Raw genomic sequence first — 26,002 nt, forward strand, 5'->3', positions numbered from 1 at the left:
AGAGAATCGACAAGTGCGGGGAGTCCATGTATCCCGACGCTGATGCTTTGCATACAGCGCGGGACTTATAGCTCCCCGCGCCCCTCCTTTGTTAAAAAAACAGGATACGCTCGTAACAGCGGTGCAGAGCAGTATGTTCAGAGCCCACGACTCTGCCGGTTTGCGCCTTTTGATTGCGGTTGCCCTGTTGCTGGGGAGCATGGCCAGCTGGCGGCAGGATCGTCTTTTGGCAGTGATGGGCCTGGTGGGTGCAGCCGCCATCTCTGCCTTTACCCGTCCGGCCATCTTGGCCTACAACCGTGGTCGAGAACGGTGGCTGAACCGGGATTTGCTGGGGGCTATTGAACAGCTCAGCTTGGCTCTGCAACGGGATCCCTGCCTGGCCAACGCCTACATTTTGCGGGGAGAAGCCTACTTTGCCCTCGGCCAAGTTCCCCAGGCCCTGGAGGATTTCGGCCAGGCGATCCGGTTGGCCCCGCGGCGACCAGAACCCTATTTTTACCGCGGGCTGATTCGTCAATCTCAGGGGGATCTCCAGGGAGCAACGGCGGAGTTTGCTGAGCTGGCGCGCCTACACCCCAATGTCCCCCACCACCTCAGCTTGGCCAACCTGCTCATGCAACAGGGATCCCTGCCTTTGGCCCTAGCTCATCTGGATGAAGCCATTCGCTTGGATCCCACCTCAGCACTTGCCTATTCCCAGCGAGCCCGTTTGCACAGCTACCTGGGCGAATGGGAGGCGGCTTTGGCCGATTGGTCACAGGCTATTGACTGGGATCCCAGCCCGGCCCATTACTACCAGCGGGGTGTGGCTTATGCCTGTGGTGATCACTTTGACGAGGCCATTGCCGACCTCAGCCGCAGCTTAGAAAGAGAACCCCAGCAGCCCAACGTTCTCTACATCAGGGGCAACCTTCTCTATGCGCTGGGGGAGATCAAAGCTGCTTTGGACGACTACGAGCGGGCCTTTCGCCTGGAAGCGGATATGAACCGGATTGACCTCTCCGACGAGTATGGCTTGTACGGACGAGGGCTGGCCTACTGGAATATGGGGGATAAAGCGACAGCTTTTTCGGATTTGCAAGCAGCTCTGCAGGTCAGCCGCCAACATCACAACCTGGCTCTGGAGCAGCGGGTGCGCCGGTCTCTGCTGCAACTGAGCGATCCCGACTGGGATCCTGCGCAATCTGCCTAGCGGGATTTGATTGATTGATTTGCAGGTGCCTCCCCTGACGCTGCAACTCCACGACGCTGCCGCTGAGGCCCAGATCCCGAAACGCCTGCAGCGGCTGACAGAGTTTTCTGTTCCTGAGGCAGCGGGGGGTTGAGACCGAAGCAGTAGCCGACATTGCGCACTGTGTGGATCAAGCTGGGCTGGCGCGGATCCCGTTCCAGCTTTTTGCGCAACGAGAGGATATGGGTATCGACGGTGCGAGGGTTATCGGTGGAATCCGGCCATGCTCGCTCTAGTAGCTCTAGACGAGAGACGGGATCCCCGTCCGCCTGCACCAGCACCATCAGCAGGCTAAACTCCTGAGGCGTGAGGTCGATCCCTTCCCCAGCCAAGGCGACGCGCCGTTGCACCAGGTCAATTTTGAGATCCCCATACTGCAGAAAGGTGGGAGGAATATGACGCTGTCGCCGCCGAGCCAAGGCTAGAAGGTGGGCATCCAGCAGTTGCATACTAAAGGGCTTGGTGAGGTAATCGTCCGCTCCTGCTTCTAGGCCGGCGATAATGTCCGCTTCGGATCCCCGGTGGGAGAGTAGCAAAATCAGCAGATCGTACTGGCGATGGGCCCACCGGCACAATTGCAGCCCGCCGCGGTTGGACAGCTCCGCATCCAAAATCAGCAGGTGAATGGGCTGGTGTTGCAGCAGAGTCTTTGCTTGGCGAAGGGTCTCTGCTTCCCAAACTTGGTGTCCGGCCTGTTGCAAATGCCAACACAGCAAGCTGCGCAGATGAGGGTTGCCTTCTGCCAGCAAGATGTGCAAGGGTTGCATGGCTGTTCGGTTGGGATCCCGCCCACATCATAGTGCTCCGCACCGCTGACGCGACAGTGCTCCGCACCGCTACCGCGACAGTGCTATGCCTACGGCACCCTAACGGGAACCGCACCGCTACCGCGACAGTGCTATGCCTACGGCACCCTAACGGGAACCGCACTGCTGTCCCAGTAGATAGCGAGTCACCTTGGACTCCGTCCCGCTAGCGCGAACGGGCAATGCTGTTCGCTTCTGGCAGCGCGCGGCGTTATAGACTGACAATCTCTACCAAGACCAAGGTGCTCCGCACTGCTGACGCGATGGCCAATTCTCTCCCCCCCATTTCCGAGCGCAAACAGGATCACCTGGACATTGTTCTGCAGCAGGATGTGGCTGCCAAAGGGATCCGCACCGGGTTTGAGCGGTTTTTCTTTGAGCATGTGGCGCTGCCGGAGCTGCTGTTGCCGGAGATCGACCTAAGCTGCGAATTCTTGGGAAAACGCCTACAGGCACCCCTGCTCATCAGCAGCATGACGGGGGGAACAGAGGCTGCCCATGAGCTAAACCGACAACTGGCCGCCGCTGCCCAACAGTTGGGTATTGCCATGGGGGTGGGATCCCAGCGGGCAGCCTTGGAACATCCAGAGCTAGCCCGGACTTACCAGGTGCGCCAAGTGGCCCCGAATATTCTGCTGCTGGCCAACCTGGGTGCCGTTCAGCTCAACTACGGCTATGGGTTGGAGCAGGCGCGACGGGCGGTGGAGATGATCGAGGCGGATGCGCTGATTCTGCACCTCAATCCTCTCCAGGAGGCGGTTCAGCCCCAAGGGGATCCCGACTGGCGTGGATTGTATGGCCGCATCGAACGGTTGGTGGCGCAGTTACCGGTGCCGGTGGTGGTGAAGGAAGTGGGCAATGGCCTCAGTGCCAAAGTAGCCCAGCAGCTGGCCGAATGCGGCGTGGCAGCCCTGGATGTGGCGGGAGCGGGCGGCACCAGTTGGAGTGAGGTGGAGGCCCATCGCCAAACAGATGCTCTCAAAAAACGCATTGCCCACAGCTTCAGGGACTGGGGGATCCCAACGGCTTTGTCCCTGCTGGAAATTCGTCGCCTGCTGCCGGACTTACCCCTGGTGGCCAGCGGCGGCATCCGCAATGGCATCGACGCGGCCAAAGCTATCCGTCTGGGAGCCGATGTGATAGGTATGGCCGCCCCCGCTTTACACGCCGTCTCCCAAGGACAGATGCAGGCAGTGGTGGACACCTTTCGCGCCGTGATCGAGGAGCTGCGCATTGTTGCCTTTTGCACTGGATCGGCCAACTTGGCTCGGCTGCGACAAGCTACCCTGCGGCGGCAGGATACTTGGGATCCCTTGCCCTAAACTCCAAGCACTTGCCACAAACTGAGGGTCAATACCAGAGCCCCCAGATGATAGGGCCACTGTATGCTTTGTCGAGATGCTTTGTCGAGCTATTTTGCCGGTCAGCACCCAGGAGAGAACCAGAGCCAAGATAGCGTGGATCCCTGGAAAAACCGAATCACCGCCCGGTAAACCTGCCAGAGATAGAAAGAAGGGATCCCGGCTGGGAGAAAGTTGCTCAGGTTACCAGCAGCACCTAACCTGCCTCCATACCTGCCTCGCCTCCATCTGGACGGTCAAGGCAAGTGCAATTGTCGGCTAATCCGCACCATCGGCCCCAGTCCCAGTCCCGTTGGGTTCAAAGCCTGCATCTCAAACAAGGCCAGAATGTGGCGCACTTGCAGCTCTGGGCGCGTAGAATTCACCCCCATCGCCACCACCAAGCCGCAATAGCCACCCGTATCCCGGCAACGCCGCTCCCAGCGCTTGCGAGCCATAGAGTGGACGGGATCATCTTCGGGAAACTCTCCAAACAGGTGCAGATCGCGATTGCCCGTTTGCACAATTTCCAAGTCGTAGCGATCGCCATCGAAGGGATCCACCCCTGTGTTGAAACAAACGCCCTGGGGCCCGCCTTCCCCACGCAAATTCTCGATGAGCTGCTTTGCTTTTGATCGAGAGGTGCGCACAATCACCACCGGCAGCCCTTCTCCATTTTTCACCAGCTTGCTTTGGGGGAGGGGATGCCATTGCCCCGTGCGCCGCAGCATTTCCACCGTTGTCCACGGCAAGACCCCCAGACCTATCTGCGCCCCTTCCGGCACCAAATCATCCCGCAGCAGGGTTTGGGCAGGTTCTTCCTCCTCCCCTTCCAGCTGCAGCAGCTCTTCAGCCACGTCCGGCAGAGTGCGCACCTGCACCGAAAGGGTTGCTCCCTTCTCTTGGGGGTTGGGAATGCGGTACCGGCCTTGATAGGGTCGAAAGTCATCTTCCAGCTTGCGGTGGTACTGCTTGAAGAAGCGATGCAAGGCTTCCAAGGCCACCGATAAGGCCGCCGCCTCATCCTCCTGCAAAGTCACGCGCAAGCCTTCCAGGGGGTGAATGGTGCCGAAGTTCGGCTCAATTTCCTCGGGATCCAAATCTGCCAAGTCCAGATCCGGCAGTTCGTTAAGTTCAGGATTGCGAGCTTGGAATGTGAGATAGAGACAATCTTGTCTGAGGAAGGCTTCCTCCATCTCTTCGGGAGTATCCGGCTGGCCCGCATCCTGGCGAAACTGTTTAAGAGAGGGCAGCGAGCGATAAAAAAGCACCCCATACTCCATGCCCAACCGCCCCATCACCGAGACGTAAAGGGTTTGGATGTCCCAGTGATCTAGGTCGATGGCCAAGATTTGGTGATCCTCTAGGTAATCCCAGGGGGCATCTCGCCAGAGGGTAAGGGCTTTGCCGGCCAGCAACTCAACATAGTGTTCCGGCAGAGGGGGAGGGATCCGTTCGTTGGCCTCTTCAAAGCTCTGCAGGATCTCATCGATTAGAGGCAATTCCGGCTGGCATTCCACCTTGATGTCCAGCTCGTGCAGGATGCCGCGCAAGAAAAATTGCACCTCTCGATCCCGCACGATGATCTTCTGGGGACGAGCAGGTGAGGCAGCATGGGGCCGCTCCATAGCCATGATCAAGGTTCGCACCATCGGCTCAAAGCCAGAATCGGCGGGCACCACTTCCATGGCCCGTACCACGCCCTGAACGCCATCTACCCAAAGAATGCACTCCCCTTCCGTTTGGGATCCCATGGGTGGCGATCCTGAGAGCTTGTGGCGATCCCCTTCCCACACGGAGGGCACCTGGGGCAGCTTTTGCAATCGACGAACCGTAGCGGCTGGGAGACCGGACATAGACATCCAAGAAGAATCAGGAGAACAACCCAATCGGCTGAGTAGGTATGCCAAACTGAGCAGGGATCGGCCTTGGCCTCCTGTCAACAAGACCTAGGGATCCCGCTAATGCCAATCTAACCACCAGTGTAGAAGCTGAGTTCGGCTTCAGCGAGAGGAGACAGCAGAGCCAAGTTCCATGGCACCAGAAGCTGATGGTCAGATTCGAACTGACGACCGCTCGATTACAAGTCGAGTGCTCTACCAACTGAGCTACATCAGCAATTTCTGCTCACCGATTCTAGCATTTGTCCCCTGCGAACTGGGGCTCGCAGGGAAGGACGCCCAGCCGACTTCACGAGTCAGCTACTGCCGATCCACTGCTGGGCGAGCAATGGGAGCCAGGTAGATCACCAAAGCCCCTGCCAGAAACCCCAAGACGTTGCGCAAGACCGGGATCCAATCCTGCGTGCGTGTGACCACCGGGCCGATACCGAAAGCCCCGAACAAAATGAACCACAGGGGAGAAATGAGCAAGGCCCAACGCCAGTTAAACAGCTCCTCCGCATGGCGGGGCTTGCCGGCAAACCCAAGGACAATCCCCCCCAAAATCGAGGTCACCAGCGTTAGGATCCACTGCTCTTGAGGCAGGCCGGGCACCACACGGCAGCCCCCCTGATGAAAGCAGCGATCCAAGACATCAACGGTCTCTAAGATGGCGCGGTGGGTGCCGTGCTCCCGCACATAGAATTGGTTGCCAAAGCGAGATTGCAGCTCAATCCAAAAGGTACGTGGCAAGATCTCGCGCACAGCATCCCCCACATTAAACGCCAGTAAGTTGCCCCCCCTGGGATCCGCCACCATCAGAACGCTGCGCTCATTCAAGCCCCAGTATTCCTTCACCTGACGACCCGGTGTTTGGTCGAACTGAGTCAGCACCCGCAGCTTCCAGCCGGTGTCTTGCTCTAACTTGTTCAGATGCTGGGCCAGTTGAGCTTCCTGATTGCTGGTCAACTGATCCGCTAAGTCCAAGACCGGCACAGGCGGCTGGGGCAACTCCATCGGCACCACCGGCAGGGCAGGTTGCGCCCAGGTCAGGGATCCCCCACCCACCGCAATCAACAGCCCAAGGCAAAAGCCCACCCCAATGTGGAGTATCCGTTGCCACTCGATGCTCATGCTGATCCCTCTCTTAGCTTTGACGCTGAGATACTGAGAAATGATGTTAAGAAATGTTTCAATTTCTTATAGATCTATCATGCACCGGAACAAGACGTTTGGCCAGAGGGATCCCGAGGAAGCAGCGGTGGCGAGGGCGATGTTTATATCAAGCTGGGGCTAAAGGTGCCGGCGGGGTCGAAGTGCTGCTTCAGCTTGCGCATCAGACTTGCAGCCGGGCCAAAGTCATGGGCAAGAGCCTTCTTCAGAGCCGGCGGCGCCTCCAGAAGCAGGAGAAATCCGCCCGCAGACTTGAGGTAGCGCTGCAGTTGCATCAGGGATCCCACTTCTGGCTGAACCAGCCAAGCCCGTCCTAGCCCACAGCCTCGGTGCAGTTGCACCTGAGCCCCAGGGAATAGGGTTTGAAACTGCTCCAATGTTGCCAGGCTCTGACTGGGCAGGCACCCGAACTTGGCCAGCACCGCCCCTGAGCCGGGTTGAGGCAGGGGCAGAGAGTCGGGATTCACTTCCTGCAAAGTCAGCCCTGCAGGGGCCAGCCGCCGCGTTTGGGCCATCTGCTGGGCAATCGCCCGCTCCGATCCATGAAAGCTGAGCCAAACCTGGGATCCCTCTGCCCTCAGCCAGAGATCCACCCCCACAGGGTTAACGGGGCCGGTCAGCACCTGCTGACACAGGACCTCCAGCTCCGGCAAAGATCCTATGGCCAGCAAAGTAGACTGAGCTGCCGGCAACGGGTAAAGCCGTAGGCTCACCTGGGTCAAAATTCCTAGGCTGCCCAAGGATCCGGTGAACAGCTTCATCAGGTCATAGCCAGCAACATTCTTGACAACCCGCCCGCCCGCTTTGGCCACTTCCCCATCCGCCCGCACCCAGGCTATGCCCAGCAGCAAGTCGCGGATCCCACCGTAACGCCAGCGCAGAGAACCCGTATCGGCAGTGGCGATAATGCCCCCCAGGGTAGCCCGCTCCGGATAGAGGGGATCCACCGGCCACCATTGCCCTCGCTCCGCCAAAATGGGTTGCAGTTCCGCCAAAGTCATACCGGCTTCCACCGTAACGGTGAGATCGGCGGCTGCATGGTCGATGAGCCGGCGTAAGCCGCGCGTGCTGAGAACCAAATCCACCGGCTCCACAGAGTGGGCCCAGCCCCACTTGCTCCCCTGCCCCAGCGGCAGCACTTTCCGCCCTTGGCACTCCTTTAAGGTTCCGGCCAATTCCGAGACCGTTGATGGAGTCTGGATCGGCAAGGGATCCCCTGGATCAGATAGCAAGGTCGCCAGTGAATGGGGAGAAGACATTGGGGAAAGCGAAGCAGAGATTAAACAGAAGCAGAGATTAAAGAGAGAAAACCTGTCCAAACCAGCCCAATTGCAGGGTTATCCCACCCTACCTCAGTCTACAGCCAGCAAAAATCTCAGCTTGGAGAGATGACCCTCAACCAGAGCCAGCCTTCAATGTGGTACCGCCCTTACACAGGTCTGCCGAAAATTTCGGAACCAAAGCTCCGCCTCGTCACTGCTCACCCTGAAAGATCCTGAAGAGATCCATAAGCCTGCAGGGTTTCTCTCTCCCGCAGACTACTATCTGATACTAGTGGAGAAGCCGTGCGCAGCGAAGCAGACTCTACAATCGGAAAACTTTGTAAACTCCGTAAACAATGCAAACAAAAATAAAAAACGGCAACAGTAAAAAACGACGGATTAAGTTGAGCAAGGTAGTTTGCAGACGCTGTGAGCAGATTATCTGCTAGGATGGACGCTCTTTGTATTGGGGAAAAGCAGTCGTGAGTGCGCTGAGCAACATCATCTTGGTGGCTATGGGGATCCTCCTGACCCTTGCCAGCCTTTGGTACGGGCAAAACCACCATCTGCTTCCCGAATCTGCTGCCGAATCAGCCCCCTTGTTCGACAGCCTCTTTAACAGCACCATAACCATTGCCACAGGGATCTTTTTGGTGGTACAGGGTGTACTTCTCTACTGTATTGTCCGCTACCGCAAGCGGCGAGGCGACAAAGGCGACGGGGATCCCAGCCACGGCAATGTGCTGCTGGAGATCGTGTGGACGGCGGTGCCGGCGGTGATCATTCTTTGGTTGGGCTTGGCCAGCCTAGATGTCTATCAAGCTGTTTACGGGGGTGCTCACGTCGGCGGCCATATCCACGCGACCATGGCCGCGACCATGGCGATGGAGTCTTCCCACGAAGCTGAGGCGGGGGATCCCGGCTACGCCTACACGCCTGCGGTGCTACCCGGGAAGGAGATGGGCCAGCCGGATCTGGTCGTTCAAGTTCAGGGCATGCAGTATGCTTGGATGTTCACCTACCCGGATTCCGGCCTGGTGGCCAGCGAGCTGCACCTTCCTCTGAACAAGCGGGTGCGCTTGGATATGACGGCTCTGGATGTGAACCATGCCTTCTGGGTACCGCAATTTCGCCTCAAGCAGGATGTGATCCCTGGCCGAGAGACCCACCTGGAGTTTGTGCCTACCCAACTGGGGCAGTACCCCATCATCTGCGCAGAGCTGTGCGGCCCCTATCATGGGGTGATGGCAGGGCAATTGTTTGTGGATACGCCGGAAGACTTCGAGCGCTGGCAGCAGGAGCAAGTTTTGGCCGCCCGTGGCGAGGGCAGCACCTTGGCCCTCGTTTCAGATTTCTCGCCAGTCCATCCCTCTCCTCAGCCAGGCTCCCCTGAGGCCGAGTCTGCCTTTGCCCATGTCCACCACCAGCGTTTGGGCGTCTCCCCCTCAGATTTGAAGTCTCTCCAGTTCCATTCTGGATCCCTTCCTTCCGCAGGCTAGCTGGGATCCCCAACATCCCTTTGGCCTGCGCTTGTGGGAACAACATTCTGCCAACGCGATATAGGAGCTTTTGTGCAATGACCCAGCTGCAAGACAGCCCAAGACTTGTTGCTGCACCGAAGGTTGAACTGGAACTTCCTGCTGAGCCTTGGTGGCGCTTCTTTACTTTTTCCACCGATCACAAGGTCATCGGGATCCAGTACTTGGTGACCACCTTTTTCTTCTACTTGGTGGGAGGGGCGCTGGCGACGGCAGTACGGGCAGAGCTGGCTACTCCAGAGGCCGACTTTCTCGGCTTTGAGCGGTACAACGGTGCCTTTACCCTGCACGCCACGATCATGATCTTTTTGTGGATCGTGCCTGCTTTGGTGGGGGGCTTTGGCAACTACCTGGTACCGCTGATGATCGGGGCGCGGGATATGGCCTTCCCCAAGCTGAATGCAGTGGCCTTTTGGCTGGTTCCGCCCACAGGGATCCTGCTTTTGGCCAGCCTGTTCATAGAGGCTCCGGCTGCCGGCTGGACTTCCTACCCCCCCCTCAGCTTGATCAGCGGCAAGGTGGGGGAAGAACTCTGGATCCTGAGCATTTTGTTGGCAGGAACCTCTTCCATCCTGGCGGCGGTTAACTTCATCACCACCATTCTGAAGATGCGCATGCCCGGCATGAAGATGGAAGACATGCCGCTGTTTTGCTGGGCCATGCTGGCAGCATCTATTCTTACCCTCATTGCAACACCGGTTCTGGCTGGTGCGTTGATTTTGCTTAGCTTTGACCTGTTGGCGGGTACGGCCTTTTTCAACCCCAGCGGCGGCGGGGATCCGGTGGTCTACCAGCACATGTTCTGGTTCTACTCCCACCCGGCGGTGTACATCATGATCTTGCCGGTCTTTGGCATGATCTCGGAGATTTTGCCGGTGCATGCCCGCAAGCCCATCTTTGCCTACAAGGCCATCGCCTACTCCAGCTTGGCCATCTGCTTTTTGGGGTTGATCGTCTGGGCTCACCACATGTTCACCAGTGGCACCCCTGACTGGATGCGGGTGTTCTTCATGATCGCCACCATGGCCATTGCCGTTCCCACTGGGATCAAGGTGTTTAGCTGGCTGGCCACTTTGTGGGGCGGCAAAATCCACTTCCGCTCGGCCATGCTGTTTGGCATGGGTTTTGTCTCGATGTTCGTGATCGGCGGCTTGAGCGGGATTATCCTCGCCTCGGTGCCTCTGGATATCCACGTTCACGACACCTACTTTGTGGTGGCCCACCTACACTACGTGTTGTTTGGCGGCAGCGTCTTTGGGATCTATGCCGGCATCTACCACTGGTTCCCCAAGATGACGGGGCGGCTGCTGAACGAGTTTTGGGGGCGGGTGCACTTTGTGTTGACCTTTGTCGGCTTTAACATGTGCTTCTTGCCGATGCACAAGCTGGGCCTGATGGGGATGCCCCGCCGGGTGGCCCAGTACGATCCCCAATTTGCCGACCTCAACTGGATCAGCTCGGTGGGGGCCTTTGTTCTGGCCATTTCCACCCTGCCCTTTTTGGTTAACGCCATCTACTCCTGGGTGGCCGGGCCCAAGGCGGGAGACAACCCCTGGCAGGCTCTCACCCTGGAGTGGACGACTGCTTCGCCGCCGCCTGCCCACAACTTCTATGGGGATCCCATTCTGCTAACTGGCCCCTATGACTACGGCTTGCACAGCAAGGAGACGCTGGACTACTTTGCTGCTCAGTTGCAAACCTTGCGGGAGCTGGCGCTGGCAGAAGCGGAGCCTACTTCTTCTTAGCAGGCCGGATGCCCGGTGGGCGGCTGATCCCCTGCTCACTGGGTATTCCAGTCTTGGCTGGGCTGCTTGTACAGCCTCAAGAAGTCTCAGGAATTCAGGAATTTAGGTGGAAAGGAATATGCAAGGATCCCTTGCCTCTGAAACGCTGATGGTTGGCCACTCAAGGGCCCACACTGCCCATGCTGAGCACCCAGATCATCGCGTCTTTGGCATCTTGATGTTTTTGGTGGCAGAAGGCTGTCTTTTCCTAGGGCTGTTCATGGCCTACCTGGCCTATAGCCTCACCGCCCCGGTGTGGCCGCCGGAGGGAACCCCAGAGCGGGAATTGCTTTTGCCTGGGATCAACACGGTGATTTTGCTCTCCAGCAGCTTCGTCATTCACAAAGCTGGGTCGGCCATCAAGGCCGATGATGTCAGGGGTCTGCGGCTGTGGTTTGCCCTCACAGCGCTGATGGGGGCGGTTTTCCTGGCAGGGCAACTCTATGAGTACAGCAACCTGGAGTTTGGCCTCACCACCAATTTGTTTGCCAGCACCTTCTATGTTTTAACGGGGTTTCATGGTCTCCACGTGCTGGCGGGGTTGCTGTTCATTTTGGCGGTGCTCTGGCGCTCCTTTAAGCCCGGCCACTACAGCGCTCAACATCATTTTGGCGTCGAAGCTGCTGAGATCTACTGGCACTTTGTGGATGGGGTTTGGATCGTGTTGTTTATCTTGCTCTATTTGCTCTGAGGTTGTCTCGAAGCCATTTTGGCAGCAACCCGTAGAGCCATTTCAGCTCTGCCCCATGGTTACCTCAAGTGGCAGTGGAGCGGCTCGCTGGGCCAATGGTTCCCCTCTCCCCAAGAAGAGCGGCGGCTGAGGTCTGAGAGCGGCTGCGGGAAGATGAGCCTTTCTGGAGAAAGGCCACAATCTGGATCAGCGCCTCTTGAAACACCTCTCGCTCTGGCTGACCTTGCTTGAGCTGGTATTCCAGTTGCAAAAGTTGCTGCATCACCCTTAGCAGAGCTGAGCTTTCCAGGGATCCCACCTCTTTTTGCAGAAAGTAAACCCGGTTGGGATTCCCGATTTCTGCTTTCTGGGCGATGACTTTGGGATCCCGTTCTCCCTGATCCAGCAGCAGCCGCACCCATAGCCAGGTGCGAAATTGGCCTACCAACACCGCCAGAATCCTCAGGGCCGGCTCGTTGTGATCCAGCAGATGGGTCAAGATGCGTAGGGCTTGTTCCAGATTCCCTTTGCGCAGGGATCCCGCCAATTGAAAGCTGTTGTAGGCGCTGGCGGGAACTAACGCCTCGACTTGTTCAGGAGAAATGGGATCCTGTTGACCTGCCGTAAACAGGGCCAGCTTTTCCAATTCCATCGCCAAGCGACGGGAGTCATTGCCCACCGCCTCGGCCAATTTCTGGGCGGCTGCCGGGCTGAGGGCCAGATCCCGTTGTTCAGCTTCCCGCTGCACCTGCTGGAGAATGCCCTCCTCATCCCAAGGGGCCAGTTGCGAAAACTCGCGGACAATGGCCGTTTTTTTGAGGATTTTGGTGGATTTCAGGCGCCCATCCGGTTTGCTGCTGGTGGTCAAGAGCAGATGGGTGGTAGGGGGTAACTGGGCCAGTGTGCGCTCCACTTCTTCCCACAGATCTTCCGGGCAATGGTGGGTGAGCGTCGTCTCTTCCAGCCAAACCAAGCGGGCGGTGGATCCCAGCGGCGGGGTCATGGCTTGGTTGAGCCCGGCAACCGTGGATTCCGGCGGCAGGCGATCGTAGTTAAAAGCAGCCCAGTGGGGATCCAGCACTTGGTCGCGCAACTGCTGCACCGCCTGCATCAGGCGATAGGTGTCATCTCCCCAGTACAGGTAAACGGGCACGCTTCGACCGAGTGATTTACGAGATGCTTTTTCCCTACTTCCTCCATTTTGCGTAGGTCAGTTCCCCTTGTCTAAGCGGTTTGGCTGGGATCCCTGCTCAACTTGGTGGAGGGAGTCAGTCCAAGTGAAGATACCGAGCCCAGCTTGACTCAAGTTGTTTAAGAATAGGTCAAGTACTCGCCCTGTCTGGCGAAAACAAAGGCATCTTTACATAACTTTCATAATCCAGAAGTCTCCGCAGCTCAAAAAGTTCTGTATTCCCACTGAAGAGGTTTCGTAGACCTTCTCCTACAGTTGAATTAAGAGCAGAGACTGCAGGGTTAAAGATTATGGATGGCATTGGCGAGTTTGAGTTTAAGGTGCAAATCTTAGCCCGTTGCATGGGATCCGCCCTGGGTCTGGGCCGTCCTACTCGTATTCAGATTCACTATTCCAACTCCAATTCCCAGAACGCAGTTAGAGCCAAGGAAGGTTGGTCTGGATCCCGCTTAGGCGATCAAATCCCTTCTCCTAATGCCGAAGGTGAAAGAGGATCTCAAGGTCAAGTGTTAGCCTGTGTTGCCTGAAGAATCTTTTGAGAATCGGTCTGTGGTAGGTCAGGAGATCTTCGATTGCGGCAATCCAACATTTGATTGAAGATTGAGATAGAGCTTTTTGTAGTTTTTCCTGCTGTTCTTCTTTGCTTTTTACAGAGACTTGTTCTTAAGATTGAAAACCCAACTTTGATAACTCTTCGATGCCTTTTGTCTTGTAGAGTCTTGTGAGTCAGCCGGTTCTTTGTTTTTGTTGAGGGGTACTTTGTCCGGCTGGCGCGATAAGAAGTTGCGCTCTTCTTCGTTGTCTCTTTGCCTCTGGGGGTATAGACTAAAGCTTTGTCCCGCTGGTGAAACCAGTAGGATGACTTGAGGTGTGGGGATTTGGGCCCAACACGCCCCAGAGGATTATGGAACGAGCAACGCAACTGTGGCAGGGTTTTCTGCTGCGCGACTTTCCCATCAAGGCTTGGTGGCAGGGAAGCCTTTTGGGTCGTCTATTGGGATCCCTGCAGAGTTGGGGGAAAAGCAGCGTATTGGTGCAGACTTCCGACCGGATTGGCCTGGGGCTAGTGCTGCTCTACTGGATTTTCTCTGCACAAAGCTCCACCGGCATCCTGGGCCTGATTTTGCTGGCTATGGCCGCTCTGGTGGGCCTGTGCGCTTTGGTGGAAATGCCGATTGGGCTGCCGCTGCATCTGCCCCTGGGCCTTTTCTGGGGAATTGCCACCTTGGCAACGATTCTCTCTCCGGTTGCCTACGCAGCACGGGATGGCTGGCTGAAGTTGACTCTCTACCTGGCTGGTTATCTGTTGTTGCATCGTCTGCTGCGCAAACCCCAATTCCGAGATGGGATCGTTGGATCCCTGCTTTTGGTCAGCTTGGTGATGGGGATCCATGGCCTGCGGCAATACTTATATGGGGCAGCGGAACTGGCCACCTGGGTGGATCCGGAGTCGGGTTTGGCGGGTCTGACGCGGGTGTACAGCTATCTGCGCAATCCAAATCTGTATGGGGGCTACTTGATCCCGGTCATTCCTCTGGGGCTGGCCGCCACTTGGATTTGGCCCAGTTGGGGGGCGAAACTCCTGGCCGGGTTTACGACGGCGGTGAACCTGATTTGCCTGTTGCTCACCTACAGTCGTGGCGCCTGGATTGGGGGGCTGGCCATGCTCACCCTGATGGCCGTGCTGTTGGCACAGTGGCATTCTGTCGATTTGCCAGCCCGCTGGCGGCGTTGGGCCTTGCCGGCCCTGTTGGGCGGAGGGGGGGCTGCTCTGTTGCTCGGGATCCTGACGGTACGCTCCCTGCGGCTGCGGGTGCAGAGCCTTTTTTGGGGGCGGTTGGATACCAGCAACAACTTTCGCCTCAATGTCTGGGCGGCGGTGCTGGAGATGATCCGCGACTTTCCCATCTTGGGGATCGGCCCCGGTAATGTTGCCTTTAACCGCGTCTATCCCCTCTACCAACGAGGCAACTTCAGCGCCCTTGGAGCCTATTCGGTGCCGCTGCAGCTCACCGTAGAGACTGGCTTCATCGGATCTTTAACTTTCGCCTGGTTCCTCTTGGTGCTCTGGGATCACGGCTGGAGATGCTGGAAAACTTTGCTCAACTTGCGGGATCCCCAGGGTCTGTGGGTGGCAGCGGGCTTGGCCGCTTGCACCGGCATGATGGTCCACGGCTTGGTGGATACCATCTGGTATCGTCCCCAGGTACAAATGCTGTGGTGGCTTGCGGTAGCGCTCATTACAGCCAGCTTGGCCTCTCTTAGCCCTCAGCCGCCCGTGGATGTTGGTGAGACCCCATCGGAGACTTCCTCCCGTTAAGGTAGCTTAAGCTTGGCCTTCCGGTCTTGACGGGAGCAAATCCAGAGTGGTAAGCATCTTCAGTAGGAGATAAAAATGTATCTGTTTTTACAATTTGCAGGTGTCAGTAGTGTTAGAAATTAGCGGAATTGTCCGGGGTGCAGGAGGCAAATGAAAAAAATCGAGGCCGTAATCCGGCCATTCAAGTTGGATGAGGTCAAAATTGCTTTGGTCAATGCCGGAATTGTCGGCATGACTGTAAGTGAAGTGCGGGGCTTTGGTCGCCAAAAGGGACAAACCGAGCGTTATCGGGGATCCGAGTACACGGTAGAGTTCCTACAAAAGCTGAAAGTGGAGATCGTGGTTGAAGATGACCTGGTGGATACGGTGGTGGAGAAGCTGATTGCAGCGGCTCGCACCGGCGAAATCGGGGATGGCAAGATTTTCATCAGCCCCGTCGAAAAAACCATCCGCATCCGCACTGGCGAACTCAACCAAGATGCCCTATGAGAAGGGATCACGTTCAGGGTTTGGGTTGCCCGGCCTGAGCCTCGTGTGAGTTTGCTTCATGTCTCTTTTGCTGTATATCTGATGAGGTGTTCTTGCCCTACTTTTCGGGTAATGTGTTGCGAGAAGTACTGTCACTTTAGGTGAGTCGAAAAGCATGAGTACGACAATGATCCAAAAGCTCAAGAGCCAGGTGCCCCAGTGGCTTTGGCGACCGGCCAAGTGGAGTCTGACTGCCGCTCTAATGGCTGCGCTGGTTTTTCTATTCGGCCAGGGAACTGCCTTTGCTCAAGAGGCCGAGGAAGTTCAGAAACACGCTGACGTTGTTTGGACGATCGTGGCAGCAGCCTTGGTGTTCTTCATGCAGGCGGGGTTCGCCATGGTAGAGACGGGCTTTACCCGCGCCAAGAACGCCGCCAACATCATGATGAAGAACTTGATGGACTTCTGCATGGGCTGTTGCGCCTTCTGGTTCATCGGGTTTGGCCTCATGTTCGGCAAAAGTGCTGGCTTCTTCGGCACCGACTGGTTTGCTTTTGGCTGGCAGCAGGCTTACGAGGCAGATGGCTGGCCCTTTACTTTCTTTGTCTTCCAGATGGTGTTTGCCGCTACCGCCGCCACCATTGTTTCCGGAGCGATGGCAGAGCGCACTAAGTTCTTGGCCTACTTGATCTACTCGCTCTTTATCTCCGCCATCATCTACCCCATATCCGGGGGGTGGGCTTGGAACGGCCTGTTTGGGGACTACAACGGCGGCACAGTTGGCTGGCTGGAAAATCTGGGCTACATTGATTTCGCTGGATCGGGGGTGGTGCATTTGGTAGGCGGCGCTGCGGCCTTGGCAGGCGCCATTGTGCTCGGCCCTCGCATTGGCAAGTACGGCCCTAATGGAGAACCGCGGGCGATCCCTGGCCACAACCTGCCGCTGGGGATGTTGGGGGTGTTTATCCTCGCCTTGGGCTGGATTGGGTTCAACGCTGGCTCGACCACTGCTGCGAATGCAGACATTGGCTGGGTTGCCATGAATACGTTGCTAGCCGCGTCAGCGGGGGCCATTGGGGCGACAATCACCTGCTGGGTGCATTTTGGCAAGCCAGACATGACCTTTGGCGCCAACGGGGTGCTGGCGGGCTTGGTGGGCATCACTGCCCCTTGCAATACAGTTCATCCGCTGGGGGCCTTGATCATTGGCTCGGTGGCCGGAATCCTCGTGGTGCTCTCCGCGGTGATTTTGGATACGACGCTGAAAATTGATGACCCAGTGGGCGCGGTTTCCGTGCATGGCACCTGTGGTATCTGGGGGGTGTTGGCAGCAGGGATCCCTTGGTTTGCTCACGCCAATTCAGAGGTTACCTGGGCACAGTTCGGCGTGCAGGTGGTAGGCGCTCTCGCTCTCTTCTTCTGGCCCTTCATCACCTGTCTAATCCTGTTTTTAATCCTCAAGGTAACTGTTGGCTTGCGCGTCAGCGCCGAGGAAGAGATTGCCGGTTTGGATGTGGGCGAGCACGGCAACATAGCCTACCCTGACTTCGTTACTGCTGCCACCGAGGTGGAGGGAGCTTGAGCTGTTGCGCTCGGTTCGACGGGAGGCTGTCGGATCTGAGCGACACGGGACTGAAAATCAAGAGAGGGGGTCAGGTCTGGCCCTCTCTTTTGTGGCTTGTTGACCTCAAGCAGTACACTGGGATCCGGTTGAATGCGCTTTTGGATCCCATGCACCTCCTGATCCCGGCGGCTGGCAGCGGCAAGCGAATGGGGGCTGCGGTCAACAAGCTGTTGCTGCCGCTCTTGGGTCAGCCAATTTTGGCTTGGACGTTGCAGGCTGCGGATCAGGCCAGCTCCATCGAGTGGATTGGCATTCTCTCCCAACCCGGCGATTGGCCAGCCATCGAGCAGATCCTGGCGGCAATGGATCTGTCCACGCCGGTGCAGCTTTTACAAGGGGGGGCGACGCGGCAGGAGTCGGTTTACAGGGGGGTTGAGTATCTCTATGGGTGGGGGACGGTGGAATGGGTGCTGATTCACGATGGGGCCCGCTGCCTGGCTACCCCTAAGTTGTTCGATCGCTGTAGTGCTGCTTTGCAGCAGGTGGATGGTCTCATCGCGGGGATCCCTGTCAAGGACACGATTAAAGTCGCTGAGGCAGGCCCAAAAGGGATCCGAATTCAGTCAACCCCAGAACGCAGCCGGCTGTGGGCAGCGCAAACGCCGCAGGGGTTTCGCCTGTCAATGCTATGGCAAGCCCATCGGGAGGCTCTGGCCCAGGGTTGGCAGGTAACCGATGATGCAGCCCTATTCGAGAAGCTGGGTTGGCCAGTCTACATCGTCGAAGGGGAGGAATCCAATCTGAAGCTAACCACCCCCCTGGATGTGTTGCTGGCCGAACAAATCCTGCAGCAGCGTCTCGGACCAGCGCGTTAGCTCAATTCAATCCCGGTAGGGCCAGTCTCAACCTTGGGAATTAAAAGTAGGAAGGAGGAAATCTAGGTTCACTAAGAGCACTTTGATCACCCCATCTCTTGTGGTCCGTTGGAAATGAAAATGATAATTCTGGCTGTTTAGAATCTAATGCACCCAAGACACCTGAAACCAAGCAAAAGATGAGATTAATGCACTTTTCACTTTCTTCATAAACTTGCCGTTCTGAGAACCGAACTACAACCCAGCCTCTATCCGCTAGATAAGCATCACGCTTACTTTGCTTAGGATCATTCACAGTATGGGCTGGCCTACACAGATTACCTTCAAGAAACCATGGCTCATCAATTTCAATGTCAATGAGTAAAACGAGTGATCTTTTTCCATCTCTAGATACCTGCATTGCGATATCAGCTAGAAATCGCAGGAGCCCCGCACTGTACCCGTAGGGTCACTGCCGGGAGGAATGCGCTTTGATGAAGTACAATGAACTTATGAGCCAAGTCCTGACCATATCCTGCAAGCTCAAGGTGTCCCCGTCGCAAGCCGCCAAATTGGACGCGACGATGGAGGCTTTTGGCCAAGCCTTGAATTGGGTCAACCAGAACACGCCGGAGAAGATCGTCAACGCGGTCAAACTGCAATCCCTTTGCTACTACGAGATTCGAGCCCGGTTTGGCTTGTCCAGTAACTTGGCTCAACAGGTGTGCAGACGGGTAGCGGGTTCCCGCAAAGTGGCTAAGCAGAAAAAGCGTCCCGTCAAGGAGTTTAAGAGCGGCTTTGTTACCTACGACGCTCGCATCTTTTCGTTCCGTCAAAAAGACTGGACGGTGTCGCTGACCACGGTGGAAGGGAGAGAACGCTTTGAACTGGCCATTGGCAACTACCAGCGTGGGATGCTGGCTGGTTCCAACCCAAAAGCTGCCACGCTGATCAAGCGCAAAGATGGCTCCTACTACATCCAGATTTGCGTAGAGAAAAAGCCACCCAAGCAACAAGATACCGACAAGGTGATCGGGGTGGACTTGGGGAGGACAGATATTGCCCATACGTCAGAGGGGGACAACTGGAATGGACAGCAGTTGAGCAGAGTCCGCGACCACTACTCCCGATTGAGAGCGGCGCTCCAACGTAAAGCCAGTAAGGGCACACGCAGTTCGCGGCGCAGATGCAGAGAACTGTTGCAACGGCTGTCTGGCAAGGAGAGACGCTTTCAGGCGTGGGTCAATCATCGCATCTCCAAAGCTATTGTCTCTAGGGCAAAAGCTACCAACAGCGCTATTGCTCTGGAAGACCTGACAGGGATCCGGGAAAGGGTCAATCAACAGCCACGCAGCAAAGCTGAACGGCGCAGGGCCAACAGTTGGGCGTTCTACCAGCTGAGGCAGTTTCTGGAATACAAGGCTCTGCGTGCAGGGGTTACCTTGATTCTGGTGCCGCCTGCCTACACGTCGCAGACCTGCCACCGGTGTTTGCACGTCCATCCCGATCCTACGCAATCCTATCGCAGTGGGAAGCAGTTCAAGTGTGGGCACTGTGGATGGGAAGGGGATGCGGACTGGAATGGGGCCAACATGATTGCCAAGCTTGGGGCTGTCGTAAACCAGCCTAGAGGCCCGTGGTTGGCTTGCCAACTGCAGGGCTACCGAAAGCCCGCCCTGTACTGCGAAGCAGTCAGGGCCGGGTAGTTTACGTTCCGTTGGGCGCTCCGGCATCTGTGGCGGCTCCGGCTCCAGCGGACGGGCAGGCATCTGTGGCGGCTCCGGCTCCAGCGGGCAAGGTGGGAGATCTGGCCCCCTCAGGAGGAGAGCAATCGGCTGGGGTAAAACAACGTAGGGATAATAGTCTTTCCGAACGTACCTTAAGATGGGATGCGAGTGCCTGTCGTGATCTTGCATGCTTGAGCCTCCAGATAAGTTCCCTTGGAATCCAGTTTGAAAAGACTTTGGAAAAGGGATCTTCAAAGAGGCCCTTGAAGGGGTAGGAAGCAAGCAAATGCGCGAACCGACGTCGTGGCCTGTCTACATTGTCGGGGCTGGCCCCGGGGATCCGGAGCTGATTACCCTGCGGGGGCAAAGGTTGCTGGCGGAAGCCGATGTAGTGTTCTACACAGGTTCTTTGGTGCCAGAGGGAGTGCTGGCTCATTGTCGCCCTGGGGTTGAGGCCATTGACACCCGCTCCTTCACGCTGGAAACGCTGCTGCCGCAAATTGTGGAACGGGTCAAGGCGGGGCTGCGGGTGGTGCGGCTGCAGGATGGGGATCCCTGCCTTTACGGCGCTCTGCACGAGCTGCTGATCCGGCTGGCGGAGGCAGGGATCCCTTTTGAGATCGTGCCGGGAGTAAGCGCCTTTCAATTGGCAGCCGCCCGTTTGCAGGTGGAGTTGACCATACCCAAGTTGGTACAGACGATTATCCTCACCCGCGCCAGCGGTCGCACCCAGGTACCGGAAGCAGAAGCCCTGGCCAGTCTGGCAGCCCACCGCGCCTCTTTGTGTCTATATCTGAGCGCCCGCCACGTAGAACAAGCGCAGGCAGATCTGCTGGCTCACTACCCCGCCGATACCCCGGTTGCCGTTTGTTATCGCTTGGGTTGGCCGGACGAACAGATCTGGCTGGGATCCCTGGCCGAGATGGCCGCCCTCACCCGGCAAGCCGGCTTAGAACGCACAGTGCTCTATCTCGTCAGCCCTGCCTTGAAAGGCTTGTCAAGCTCCAGATCTGCCCGCTCGCGGCTCTACAGCCCTGACCACACCCACCTCTTCCGTCCCAGAATGGGCCGGCAGCCCCGTTTGTAACAGGCTCTTTCAGTATATTGACGGACTCCGGCAGATTGAGCACAATGAGGCAGCAAGATGAGGTCAGAGGCCTTGACTTCTGGCGAGGGGGTACTCGTTTTTGCCGAGAGAAGTGGATCCCTCTTGGATTGGAGTTGTTACAAGACCATTTTTTCACTCTCTAACTTAACTTTGCGAACTCTAACTTTATGGCTGGCTCATCTGCTGCTCGCAGCGTGGAAACCCTGATCAAGGCTCTGCAGAAGGCCCTGGCCCCCCTGCCAACCCGTTCGGCCCTGAAGCAAGATGTCCTTTACCTCATGGTGGATCTCCCACGGCAGGGGATGTTTAGCCGCTCTATGGTGTTGCATCGAGTTGCCAGCCAATTGGGGGGCTTGCCTGTGCAGGGAGTTAGCCAACTGGTGGTGTACGGTCGGCTTCAGGGGGAAACACAGCCGCAGTGGAAAAAAGTCTTCTACTTGTCCTCTGGGGAAAGCAGTGCCGATGCCACGCAGATTGTATTACCGGGCACCAAGATTTCCGAGATCAGGGTGCTGGAGGCCCAAAAACCTGTTGTGGATCCCGACCACAACTCCGATTTTCGCAAAGTTAAAACTCTGGGGGCACCGGTTCCCAAAATTCAGAAAGAGCGCTGGCCAGAAGCGGCTCCAAGCCAGGCCTCGGTTGGCCATGCCCCTTCCCAAGACGGGATCCCGACCCCTCTGCCTACAACTGCTCGCCCCAGTTCTCCTATCGACGTTCTGGCCAACTTTCCGACACTTGATCAATGGTTGCACAATCAATGGTTGCACAGGCCTGCTCTAAGGCCCTTCTTGGGGGGAGCTCTGGCTTTGTCTCTCCTGCTGGGGGCTGGGTTGGTGGTGCGCTCTTTTGGGCAAGCCGATGTTCCTGCCCGAGCCAGATCGCTGGGGCTGGGGATCCCGCTGTTGATCTTGGCTGCAGGGGGGGGCTGGCTGGGTTGGCAAGGCCGGCGTGCCATCAACACCTTTGAGCGGGAGGGATCCCAGGATCCCTTTACAGAAGGGCTGTCCTTTTTACAGGCCAATCCAATTCCTGAGGCAGTGGAGCGGTTTCAGGAGGCTGTGCGGCGACAGCCAGATCACGTAGAGGCCCACATTGAACTGGCCCATCTGTTGGCGAAAACCAACCGACTGCAGGAGGCATTGAGCCACTACCAACAGGCCAAACACCTGAACCCGAACTGGAGCGGCATCAACACCCACCTGGTGGAAACCCTGAAGGCTCTAGCACGGCAGTGGCTGGCCCAGCATCAGCCGGATGAAGTTCTGGCCCACTTACCCGAAGCATTCCCCCTCACCCAGGGATCCGCCCAAGCTGAGATCTATAGCCTGCTCGGCCAAGCCTGGGCAGAGAAGGGCAACTGGGCAGAAGCGTTGGCCCAGCAACAAAAGGCCCTGGGGCTGGATCCCCACTTCAGCGAGGCCCATCTTTGCGTTGCTCAAATTCGCCTCAAGCTGGGGCAATGGGACGAGGCCATCGATTCCTGTTGGGCTGCTTTGGAGTTGAATGATCGCCTGGGCCTGGGCCACGCCGTGATGGGACAAGCGCTGATGCGCAAAGGACAGCTAAAAGCGGCAATCGCAGCCTTCCGAACTGCTCTCAACCTGGATCTCGCTCCTGAGTTGGCAGCCGCTGTGCGGGTGGATCTGGGTTTGGCAATGGTACATGCAGGCCATCTGGCTCAAGCCAGCCAGGAGTTCAGCCAGGTGATCTTCAATGGCCAGTTCAAAAGACAGCAGGCTCGCGCCTACTACGGCTTGGGCCTGGTGTTGGCAAGCCAAGAGCAATACAGCGAAGCTGTGAAGAACTACCGGCGGGCTTTGGAGCTGGCCCCCGATCTGCACGAAGCGATGGCCGCCATTGGCCTAGCCTACCTGGGCCCCAAACAACGGGATGCCTCTGGGCGCAAGTTCATCCAGCCTCAACAGTTGCAGCAGGCTATACAGCAGTTTGAACAGGCTTTGAAAGGAGACCCAGATCTGCCCGAAGCTCACTTTGGCATGGGAGAGGCGTCGCGCATTAAGGGGGATTTGACCTCAGCGGAGATCAGCTATCGACGGGCCATTCGCAGCAATGGCAGCTATGGAGCAGCTCACTATCGTCTGGGATCCATCCTTGCCCGCCAAGGCAAGCTGGAGCAGGCCATTGAACACTTTCGCTCGGCTTTGGAAATCGCTCCCAACTTCTCCGAAGCCAGAGTGAGCCTGCAACGGCTTCTCTCCAAACAGATGGAAGAGGCCCATACCGGCCTACTCGTCCCGTAAGGTGGGATAGGATCTTCCAGTTAAGGTTCTCTCAACCCATGACACCAACGCCAGGTTGGGTGGTCAGCCCTGCAACCGCCATCCAGCTCATCCAACAAGGGGCAACGCTTCTGGATGCACGCAGTGCGGAATTGCAAGCCGACGGGATCCTGAAGGGTTCAATTCCGGTGAACTGGACGGAGTTTACTCAACCAGAGGCTGCCAACAGCGGCAAGCTGTTGGCAGATGATGCCCTTCTCACCGAAAAGCTGCAGGGCCTTGGCGTGTTTCAGGGGCGTCCGGTGGTGGTGGTGGCCGATCCGCTGCGGGGTTGGGGAGAAGATGGCTGGATCGTTTGGATGTTGCGCAGCTTGGGTCATCCCCAGGCAGTCATGGTGGACGGGGGCTATCCGGCCCTGGTGAAGGAGGGAGTGCTGACCACAACCCGACAAAGCGCCGACGAACCGCAACGGGGCGACTTTGTAGTGCGGCGAACCGACCGGTGGGAGATCGACCGGGACACTCTGCGGGCCAGCCTTGGCTCCGACCGTGTGGCCATCCTCGACAGTCGCGAAGCCCAAGAATACAAGGGAGCCACCCCCTATGGTGAGGCGCGCGGTGGACACATCCCCGGCGCTGTGCATCTCTACTACAAGGAGCTGATGGATGCGGCGGGATCCCTATTGCCGCCCGCTGCAATTCACGCCCGCCTGCAAAAAGCCGGGATCCCTCCAGAAGCCGAGATCATTGCCTACTGCACAGCTGGGGTTCGCTCCGCTTGGGTCACGGTGGTTTTAACCCACGTGGGCCGGCAGGCCAAAAGCTATTCCGGTTCCATCCTGGAATGGGCGGCCGGGGATCTCCAGAAGTTCCCGCTCCAGCCATGAGGGGATCCCTGCCCACTGTGATCTTGGCCGGATGTGGCTATGGAGCCATCGACGCCTTGCGGGCGCTCAAAGGGCAGGCACGGGTGATCGCCATCAACCCCTATCCCTACAGTGTTAATTCAGGCATGTCCACGCGGCTGCTGAGTGGTCGGTTTTCTCTGGAGCTGGTGCGGATCCCTTTGCTGGAGCATATTCAAGCCAACGGCGCCCAGTTTTTGCCGGGGCGAGTCACCCACATCCAACCCGAAGCCCGAACCCTGACCCTGGAGAGCGAAGCCGGGATCCAAACTCTGGCCTACGACTATCTGTTGGTGAATGTGGGCCGGGAGTTGCGCCCCATCGATGGGATCCAACATGCCTTTACCATTCGACCGGCAGAACAATTGGTGGCCGCCCAAACCTGGATCCGGCAGTGCTGGCAACGGGCTGCCCAGGGGGATCCGACGCCGGGTCTGTTGACCTTTGTGGTGGCAGGGGGAGGCTGTACCGGCACAGAGCTGATGGGGGAACTCTACGATCTTTGCCGGGAAATGAGCGCAGAAACAGGGATCCCCTTGGCTCAAGCCCGGCTGATCTTGATCCATCGCCAGGCCCATCTGGTCGAGGGCTTCTCGGAACCCTTCCGCCGGGCGGTGGAAAGGGAAATCCGCCATCTGGGGGTGGAAATCTGGGCCGGATGTCAGGTGAAAGCCTTTGGGCCGGAGCACGTGTGGCTCTCGGATGGCACCGAGTTGATAGCTCAGACCCGCCTGTGGGCAGGTGGCTTCCAGGTGCCGAGCTGGTTGAGCACCTGCGGCTTGCCAACAGGGCCGACGGGAGCCCTGCTCGTGGACAAATACCTGCGGGTGCAAGGCTCAGAGCACATCTTGGCGGTGGGGGACTGCGCTGACTTTGTTTGGGGATCCCGCCTCTTGCCCAAGATCGGCGTGTACGCGGTGCGCCAGGGGCCAATTGCAGCCCAAAACCTGCTGCGGCTCATCCGCGGCCAACCTCTGATCCCCTACCGACCGCAGGCCACGGTTTTTGTTTGTGTAACGGTGGGGAACCGCGTTGCCGTTGCCGAGAAAGGCAGGCTGGTCTGGCGCGGCTATGCAGCCACGGTGCTGAAGAACTTTTTTGATTGGCTGTACATGCGCAAACTTAAGCCCCTGCGCTGGCAGGAGTTTTTCTACTGACTCAAGCTCTACCAAGAACGGGGTTAAGATCAAAACCAGATGGGCCAGGTCGGGCTCGCTTCCCAAATCCTGAATATCTGAGAACTATGGCTATTCCCGGCGGCAATGGGCTATGAGCGGATCGACTTTTGCCGACCGGCCAGAGCAGCGACCAACCAGGAGCAACAATGCCTCTAGATAACCTGCGCGGACTCTATCAGCAAGTCATTCTGGAGCGGTACAAAAAGCCCCACAACTTCGGCAGAGTGGATCCCGTCCACCGCCACCAACGTGGCCACAACCCCTCCTGTGGCGACACCATCGACCTCACCTTACAACTGGATCCCAGCCAGGAGCGGATTGTCGATATCAAATTCGAGGGGGCAGGCTGTGCCATTGCCCTGGCTTCTGCCGATCTCATGGCGGATGCGGTGCGGGGGCGCACCATCCCCGAAGCTCTGCAGTTGGTGGAGCGCTTCCAAGCCATGATGCGCGGTGGCGAAGAGTTCCCGCGGGAGCAACGGGCTTTGAACGCCATGAAAGGGGTAGCCCAATTTCCAGTGCGCATCAAATGCGCCAACCTGGCCTGGCATGCGCTCAAATACGCGCTGGAATCGCCCGAACCCCAGGCCAATGGGTCGGCCTTTGTGAGCAACGAAAACACCGACTGACCAAAAGGCGCGGCAAGCCCCGTCCTTCAGGGCAGGGAAGGATAGCGCCGACCGTAGCCGACGCCCTTTAAAAACGCAGTGTCGGCCATGTGAATATCGTTGTCATCACGCATAGGCCAAGAATACG

The 26,002-nt window shown here is 57.6% G+C and carries 21 protein-coding genes and 1 tRNA gene; 15 read left to right on the top strand and 7 right to left on the bottom strand.

Annotation, left to right across the window (positions count from 1 at the left end; translation table 11 throughout):
* Positions 1 to 133: 133 nt before the first annotated feature.
* Entirely contained in the window at positions 134 to 1,195 is a 1,062-nt protein-coding gene (locus ACVWY9_RS01475; protein WP_457387303.1) for a tetratricopeptide repeat protein, read from the top strand.
* On the opposite strand, the gene ACVWY9_RS01480 is transcribed toward ACVWY9_RS01475, so the two are convergent.
* The gene (locus ACVWY9_RS01480) at positions 1,192 to 2,001 is read right to left on the bottom strand and encodes a response regulator transcription factor (protein ID WP_457387304.1); all 810 of its coding nucleotides are present in this window, start codon (positions 1,999 to 2,001) and stop codon (positions 1,192 to 1,194) included. The genes ACVWY9_RS01475 and ACVWY9_RS01480 overlap by 4 nt on opposite strands.
* A 302-nt stretch (positions 2,002 to 2,303) precedes the next feature.
* Between ACVWY9_RS01480 and fni the strand changes: the two genes are divergently transcribed.
* Positions 2,304 to 3,362 (top strand): type 2 isopentenyl-diphosphate Delta-isomerase, encoded by a 1,059-nt coding sequence (fni, locus tag ACVWY9_RS01485; protein ID WP_457387305.1) that lies wholly within the window; start codon positions 2,304 to 2,306, stop codon positions 3,360 to 3,362.
* Between the two features lie 275 nt (positions 3,363 to 3,637).
* On the opposite strand, the gene ACVWY9_RS01490 is transcribed toward fni, so the two are convergent.
* The 4 genes from ACVWY9_RS01490 to ACVWY9_RS01505 all read right to left on the bottom strand — a co-directional run bounded on the left by ACVWY9_RS01490 (position 3,638) and on the right by ACVWY9_RS01505 (position 7,641).
* On the bottom strand, positions 3,638 to 5,236 hold the full coding sequence (locus ACVWY9_RS01490; protein WP_457387306.1) for a DUF6930 domain-containing protein: 1,599 nt from the start codon (positions 5,234 to 5,236) through the stop codon (positions 3,638 to 3,640).
* A gap of 189 nt (positions 5,237 to 5,425) precedes the next feature.
* Positions 5,426 to 5,498 (bottom strand) — tRNA-Thr (locus tag ACVWY9_RS01495).
* A gap of 83 nt (positions 5,499 to 5,581) precedes the next feature.
* On the bottom strand, positions 5,582 to 6,394 hold the full coding sequence (locus ACVWY9_RS01500) for a TPM domain-containing protein (RefSeq protein WP_457387307.1): 813 nt from the start codon (positions 6,392 to 6,394) through the stop codon (positions 5,582 to 5,584).
* Between the two features lie 143 nt (positions 6,395 to 6,537).
* Complete coding sequence (locus tag ACVWY9_RS01505; RefSeq protein WP_457387308.1) at positions 6,538 to 7,641, bottom strand: FAD-binding oxidoreductase; 1,104 nt, start codon at positions 7,639 to 7,641, stop codon at positions 6,538 to 6,540.
* A gap of 536 nt (positions 7,642 to 8,177) precedes the next feature.
* On the opposite strand from ACVWY9_RS01505, the gene ACVWY9_RS01510 reads away from it, so the two are divergent.
* The 3 genes from ACVWY9_RS01510 to ACVWY9_RS01520 all read left to right on the top strand — a co-directional run bounded on the left by ACVWY9_RS01510 (position 8,178) and on the right by ACVWY9_RS01520 (position 11,708).
* Entirely contained in the window at positions 8,178 to 9,194 is a 1,017-nt protein-coding gene (locus ACVWY9_RS01510; protein ID WP_457387309.1) for a cytochrome c oxidase subunit II, read from the top strand.
* Positions 9,195 to 9,271: 77 nt separating this feature from the next.
* Positions 9,272 to 10,978: a cytochrome c oxidase subunit I gene (gene ctaD, locus ACVWY9_RS01515; protein ID WP_457387310.1), complete on the top strand. Its 1,707-nt coding sequence runs from the start codon at positions 9,272 to 9,274 to the stop codon at positions 10,976 to 10,978.
* Positions 10,979 to 11,096: 118 nt separating this feature from the next.
* The gene (locus ACVWY9_RS01520; protein ID WP_414328868.1) at positions 11,097 to 11,708 is read left to right on the top strand and encodes a cytochrome c oxidase subunit 3; all 612 of its coding nucleotides are present in this window, start codon (positions 11,097 to 11,099) and stop codon (positions 11,706 to 11,708) included.
* Positions 11,709 to 11,772: 64 nt separating this feature from the next.
* Here the strand turns inward: ACVWY9_RS01520 and holA are convergent, their stop codons facing one another.
* Positions 11,773 to 12,840: a DNA polymerase III subunit delta gene (gene holA / locus ACVWY9_RS01525; protein ID WP_457387311.1), complete on the bottom strand. Its 1,068-nt coding sequence runs from the start codon at positions 12,838 to 12,840 to the stop codon at positions 11,773 to 11,775.
* 943 nt (positions 12,841 to 13,783) lie between these two features.
* Between holA and ACVWY9_RS01530 the strand changes: the two genes are divergently transcribed.
* The 4 genes from ACVWY9_RS01530 (at position 13,784) to ispD (ending at position 18,106) form a co-directional block, all read left to right on the top strand.
* A complete protein-coding gene (locus ACVWY9_RS01530) occupies positions 13,784 to 15,199 on the top strand; it encodes an IctB family putative bicarbonate transporter (protein ID WP_457387312.1) in 1,416 nt (471 codons plus the stop codon).
* A gap of 150 nt (positions 15,200 to 15,349) precedes the next feature.
* A complete protein-coding gene (locus ACVWY9_RS01535; RefSeq protein ID WP_011430352.1) occupies positions 15,350 to 15,688 on the top strand; it encodes a P-II family nitrogen regulator in 339 nt (112 codons plus the stop codon).
* Positions 15,689 to 15,842: 154 nt separating this feature from the next.
* Complete coding sequence (locus ACVWY9_RS01540) at positions 15,843 to 17,249, top strand: ammonium transporter (RefSeq protein ID WP_457387313.1); 1,407 nt, start codon at positions 15,843 to 15,845, stop codon at positions 17,247 to 17,249.
* 149 nt (positions 17,250 to 17,398) lie between these two features.
* On the top strand, positions 17,399 to 18,106 hold the full coding sequence (gene ispD / locus ACVWY9_RS01545) for a 2-C-methyl-D-erythritol 4-phosphate cytidylyltransferase (RefSeq protein ID WP_457387407.1): 708 nt from the start codon (positions 17,399 to 17,401) through the stop codon (positions 18,104 to 18,106).
* 40 nt (positions 18,107 to 18,146) lie between these two features.
* On the opposite strand, the gene ACVWY9_RS01550 is transcribed toward ispD, so the two are convergent.
* Positions 18,147 to 18,506, bottom strand: coding sequence for a DUF559 domain-containing protein (locus tag ACVWY9_RS01550; protein WP_457387314.1), 360 nt, complete (start codon positions 18,504 to 18,506; stop codon positions 18,147 to 18,149).
* A 91-nt stretch (positions 18,507 to 18,597) separates the two neighbouring features.
* On the opposite strand from ACVWY9_RS01550, the gene ACVWY9_RS01555 reads away from it, so the two are divergent.
* From ACVWY9_RS01555 to sufU, 6 genes are all read left to right on the top strand, one after another.
* A complete protein-coding gene (locus tag ACVWY9_RS01555; RefSeq protein WP_457387408.1) occupies positions 18,598 to 19,791 on the top strand; it encodes an RNA-guided endonuclease InsQ/TnpB family protein in 1,194 nt (397 codons plus the stop codon).
* A 307-nt stretch (positions 19,792 to 20,098) separates the two neighbouring features.
* A complete protein-coding gene (gene cobM, locus ACVWY9_RS01560; protein WP_457387315.1) occupies positions 20,099 to 20,899 on the top strand; it encodes a precorrin-4 C(11)-methyltransferase in 801 nt (266 codons plus the stop codon).
* A 188-nt stretch (positions 20,900 to 21,087) separates the two neighbouring features.
* A complete protein-coding gene (locus ACVWY9_RS01565) occupies positions 21,088 to 23,184 on the top strand; it encodes a tetratricopeptide repeat protein (protein ID WP_457387316.1) in 2,097 nt (698 codons plus the stop codon).
* Positions 23,185 to 23,222: 38 nt separating this feature from the next.
* Positions 23,223 to 24,050: a sulfurtransferase gene (locus tag ACVWY9_RS01570; protein ID WP_457387317.1), complete on the top strand. Its 828-nt coding sequence runs from the start codon at positions 23,223 to 23,225 to the stop codon at positions 24,048 to 24,050.
* A complete protein-coding gene (locus ACVWY9_RS01575; protein ID WP_457387318.1) occupies positions 24,047 to 25,225 on the top strand; it encodes an NAD(P)/FAD-dependent oxidoreductase in 1,179 nt (392 codons plus the stop codon). Before ACVWY9_RS01570 ends, ACVWY9_RS01575 begins: the two co-directional genes overlap by 4 nt.
* A 167-nt stretch (positions 25,226 to 25,392) precedes the next feature.
* Positions 25,393 to 25,875: a Fe-S cluster assembly sulfur transfer protein SufU gene (gene sufU, locus ACVWY9_RS01580; RefSeq protein ID WP_011434254.1), complete on the top strand. Its 483-nt coding sequence runs from the start codon at positions 25,393 to 25,395 to the stop codon at positions 25,873 to 25,875.
* Positions 25,876 to 26,002: the final 127 nt, after the last annotated feature.

The organism is Thermostichus sp. OS-CIW-31 (genome assembly GCF_054060305.1).

Coding starts and splice junctions, on each gene's coding strand:
- ACVWY9_RS01475 (WP_457387303.1), top strand. CDS start 134: ATGTTCAGAGCCCACGACTCTGCCGGTTTGCGCCTTTTGATTGCGGTT.
- ACVWY9_RS01480 (WP_457387304.1), bottom strand. CDS start 2,001: ATGCAACCCTTGCACATCTTGCTGGCAGAAGGCAACCCTCATCTGCGC.
- fni (WP_457387305.1), top strand. CDS start 2,304: ATGGCCAATTCTCTCCCCCCCATTTCCGAGCGCAAACAGGATCACCTG.
- ACVWY9_RS01490 (WP_457387306.1), bottom strand. CDS start 5,236: ATGTCCGGTCTCCCAGCCGCTACGGTTCGTCGATTGCAAAAGCTGCCC.
- ACVWY9_RS01500 (WP_457387307.1), bottom strand. CDS start 6,394: ATGAGCATCGAGTGGCAACGGATACTCCACATTGGGGTGGGCTTTTGC.
- ctaD (WP_457387310.1), top strand. CDS start 9,272: ATGACCCAGCTGCAAGACAGCCCAAGACTTGTTGCTGCACCGAAGGTT.
- ACVWY9_RS01520 (WP_414328868.1), top strand. CDS start 11,097: ATGCAAGGATCCCTTGCCTCTGAAACGCTGATGGTTGGCCACTCAAGG.
- ACVWY9_RS01530 (WP_457387312.1), top strand. CDS start 13,784: ATGGAACGAGCAACGCAACTGTGGCAGGGTTTTCTGCTGCGCGACTTT.
- ACVWY9_RS01535 (WP_011430352.1), top strand. CDS start 15,350: ATGAAAAAAATCGAGGCCGTAATCCGGCCATTCAAGTTGGATGAGGTC.
- ACVWY9_RS01540 (WP_457387313.1), top strand. CDS start 15,843: ATGAGTACGACAATGATCCAAAAGCTCAAGAGCCAGGTGCCCCAGTGG.
- ispD (WP_457387407.1), top strand. CDS start 17,399: ATGCACCTCCTGATCCCGGCGGCTGGCAGCGGCAAGCGAATGGGGGCT.
- ACVWY9_RS01550 (WP_457387314.1), bottom strand. CDS start 18,506: ATGCAGGTATCTAGAGATGGAAAAAGATCACTCGTTTTACTCATTGAC.
- ACVWY9_RS01555 (WP_457387408.1), top strand. CDS start 18,598: ATGAGCCAAGTCCTGACCATATCCTGCAAGCTCAAGGTGTCCCCGTCG.
- cobM (WP_457387315.1), top strand. CDS start 20,099: ATGCGCGAACCGACGTCGTGGCCTGTCTACATTGTCGGGGCTGGCCCC.
- ACVWY9_RS01565 (WP_457387316.1), top strand. CDS start 21,088: ATGGCTGGCTCATCTGCTGCTCGCAGCGTGGAAACCCTGATCAAGGCT.
- ACVWY9_RS01570 (WP_457387317.1), top strand. CDS start 23,223: ATGACACCAACGCCAGGTTGGGTGGTCAGCCCTGCAACCGCCATCCAG.
- ACVWY9_RS01575 (WP_457387318.1), top strand. CDS start 24,047: ATGAGGGGATCCCTGCCCACTGTGATCTTGGCCGGATGTGGCTATGGA.
- sufU (WP_011434254.1), top strand. CDS start 25,393: ATGCCTCTAGATAACCTGCGCGGACTCTATCAGCAAGTCATTCTGGAG.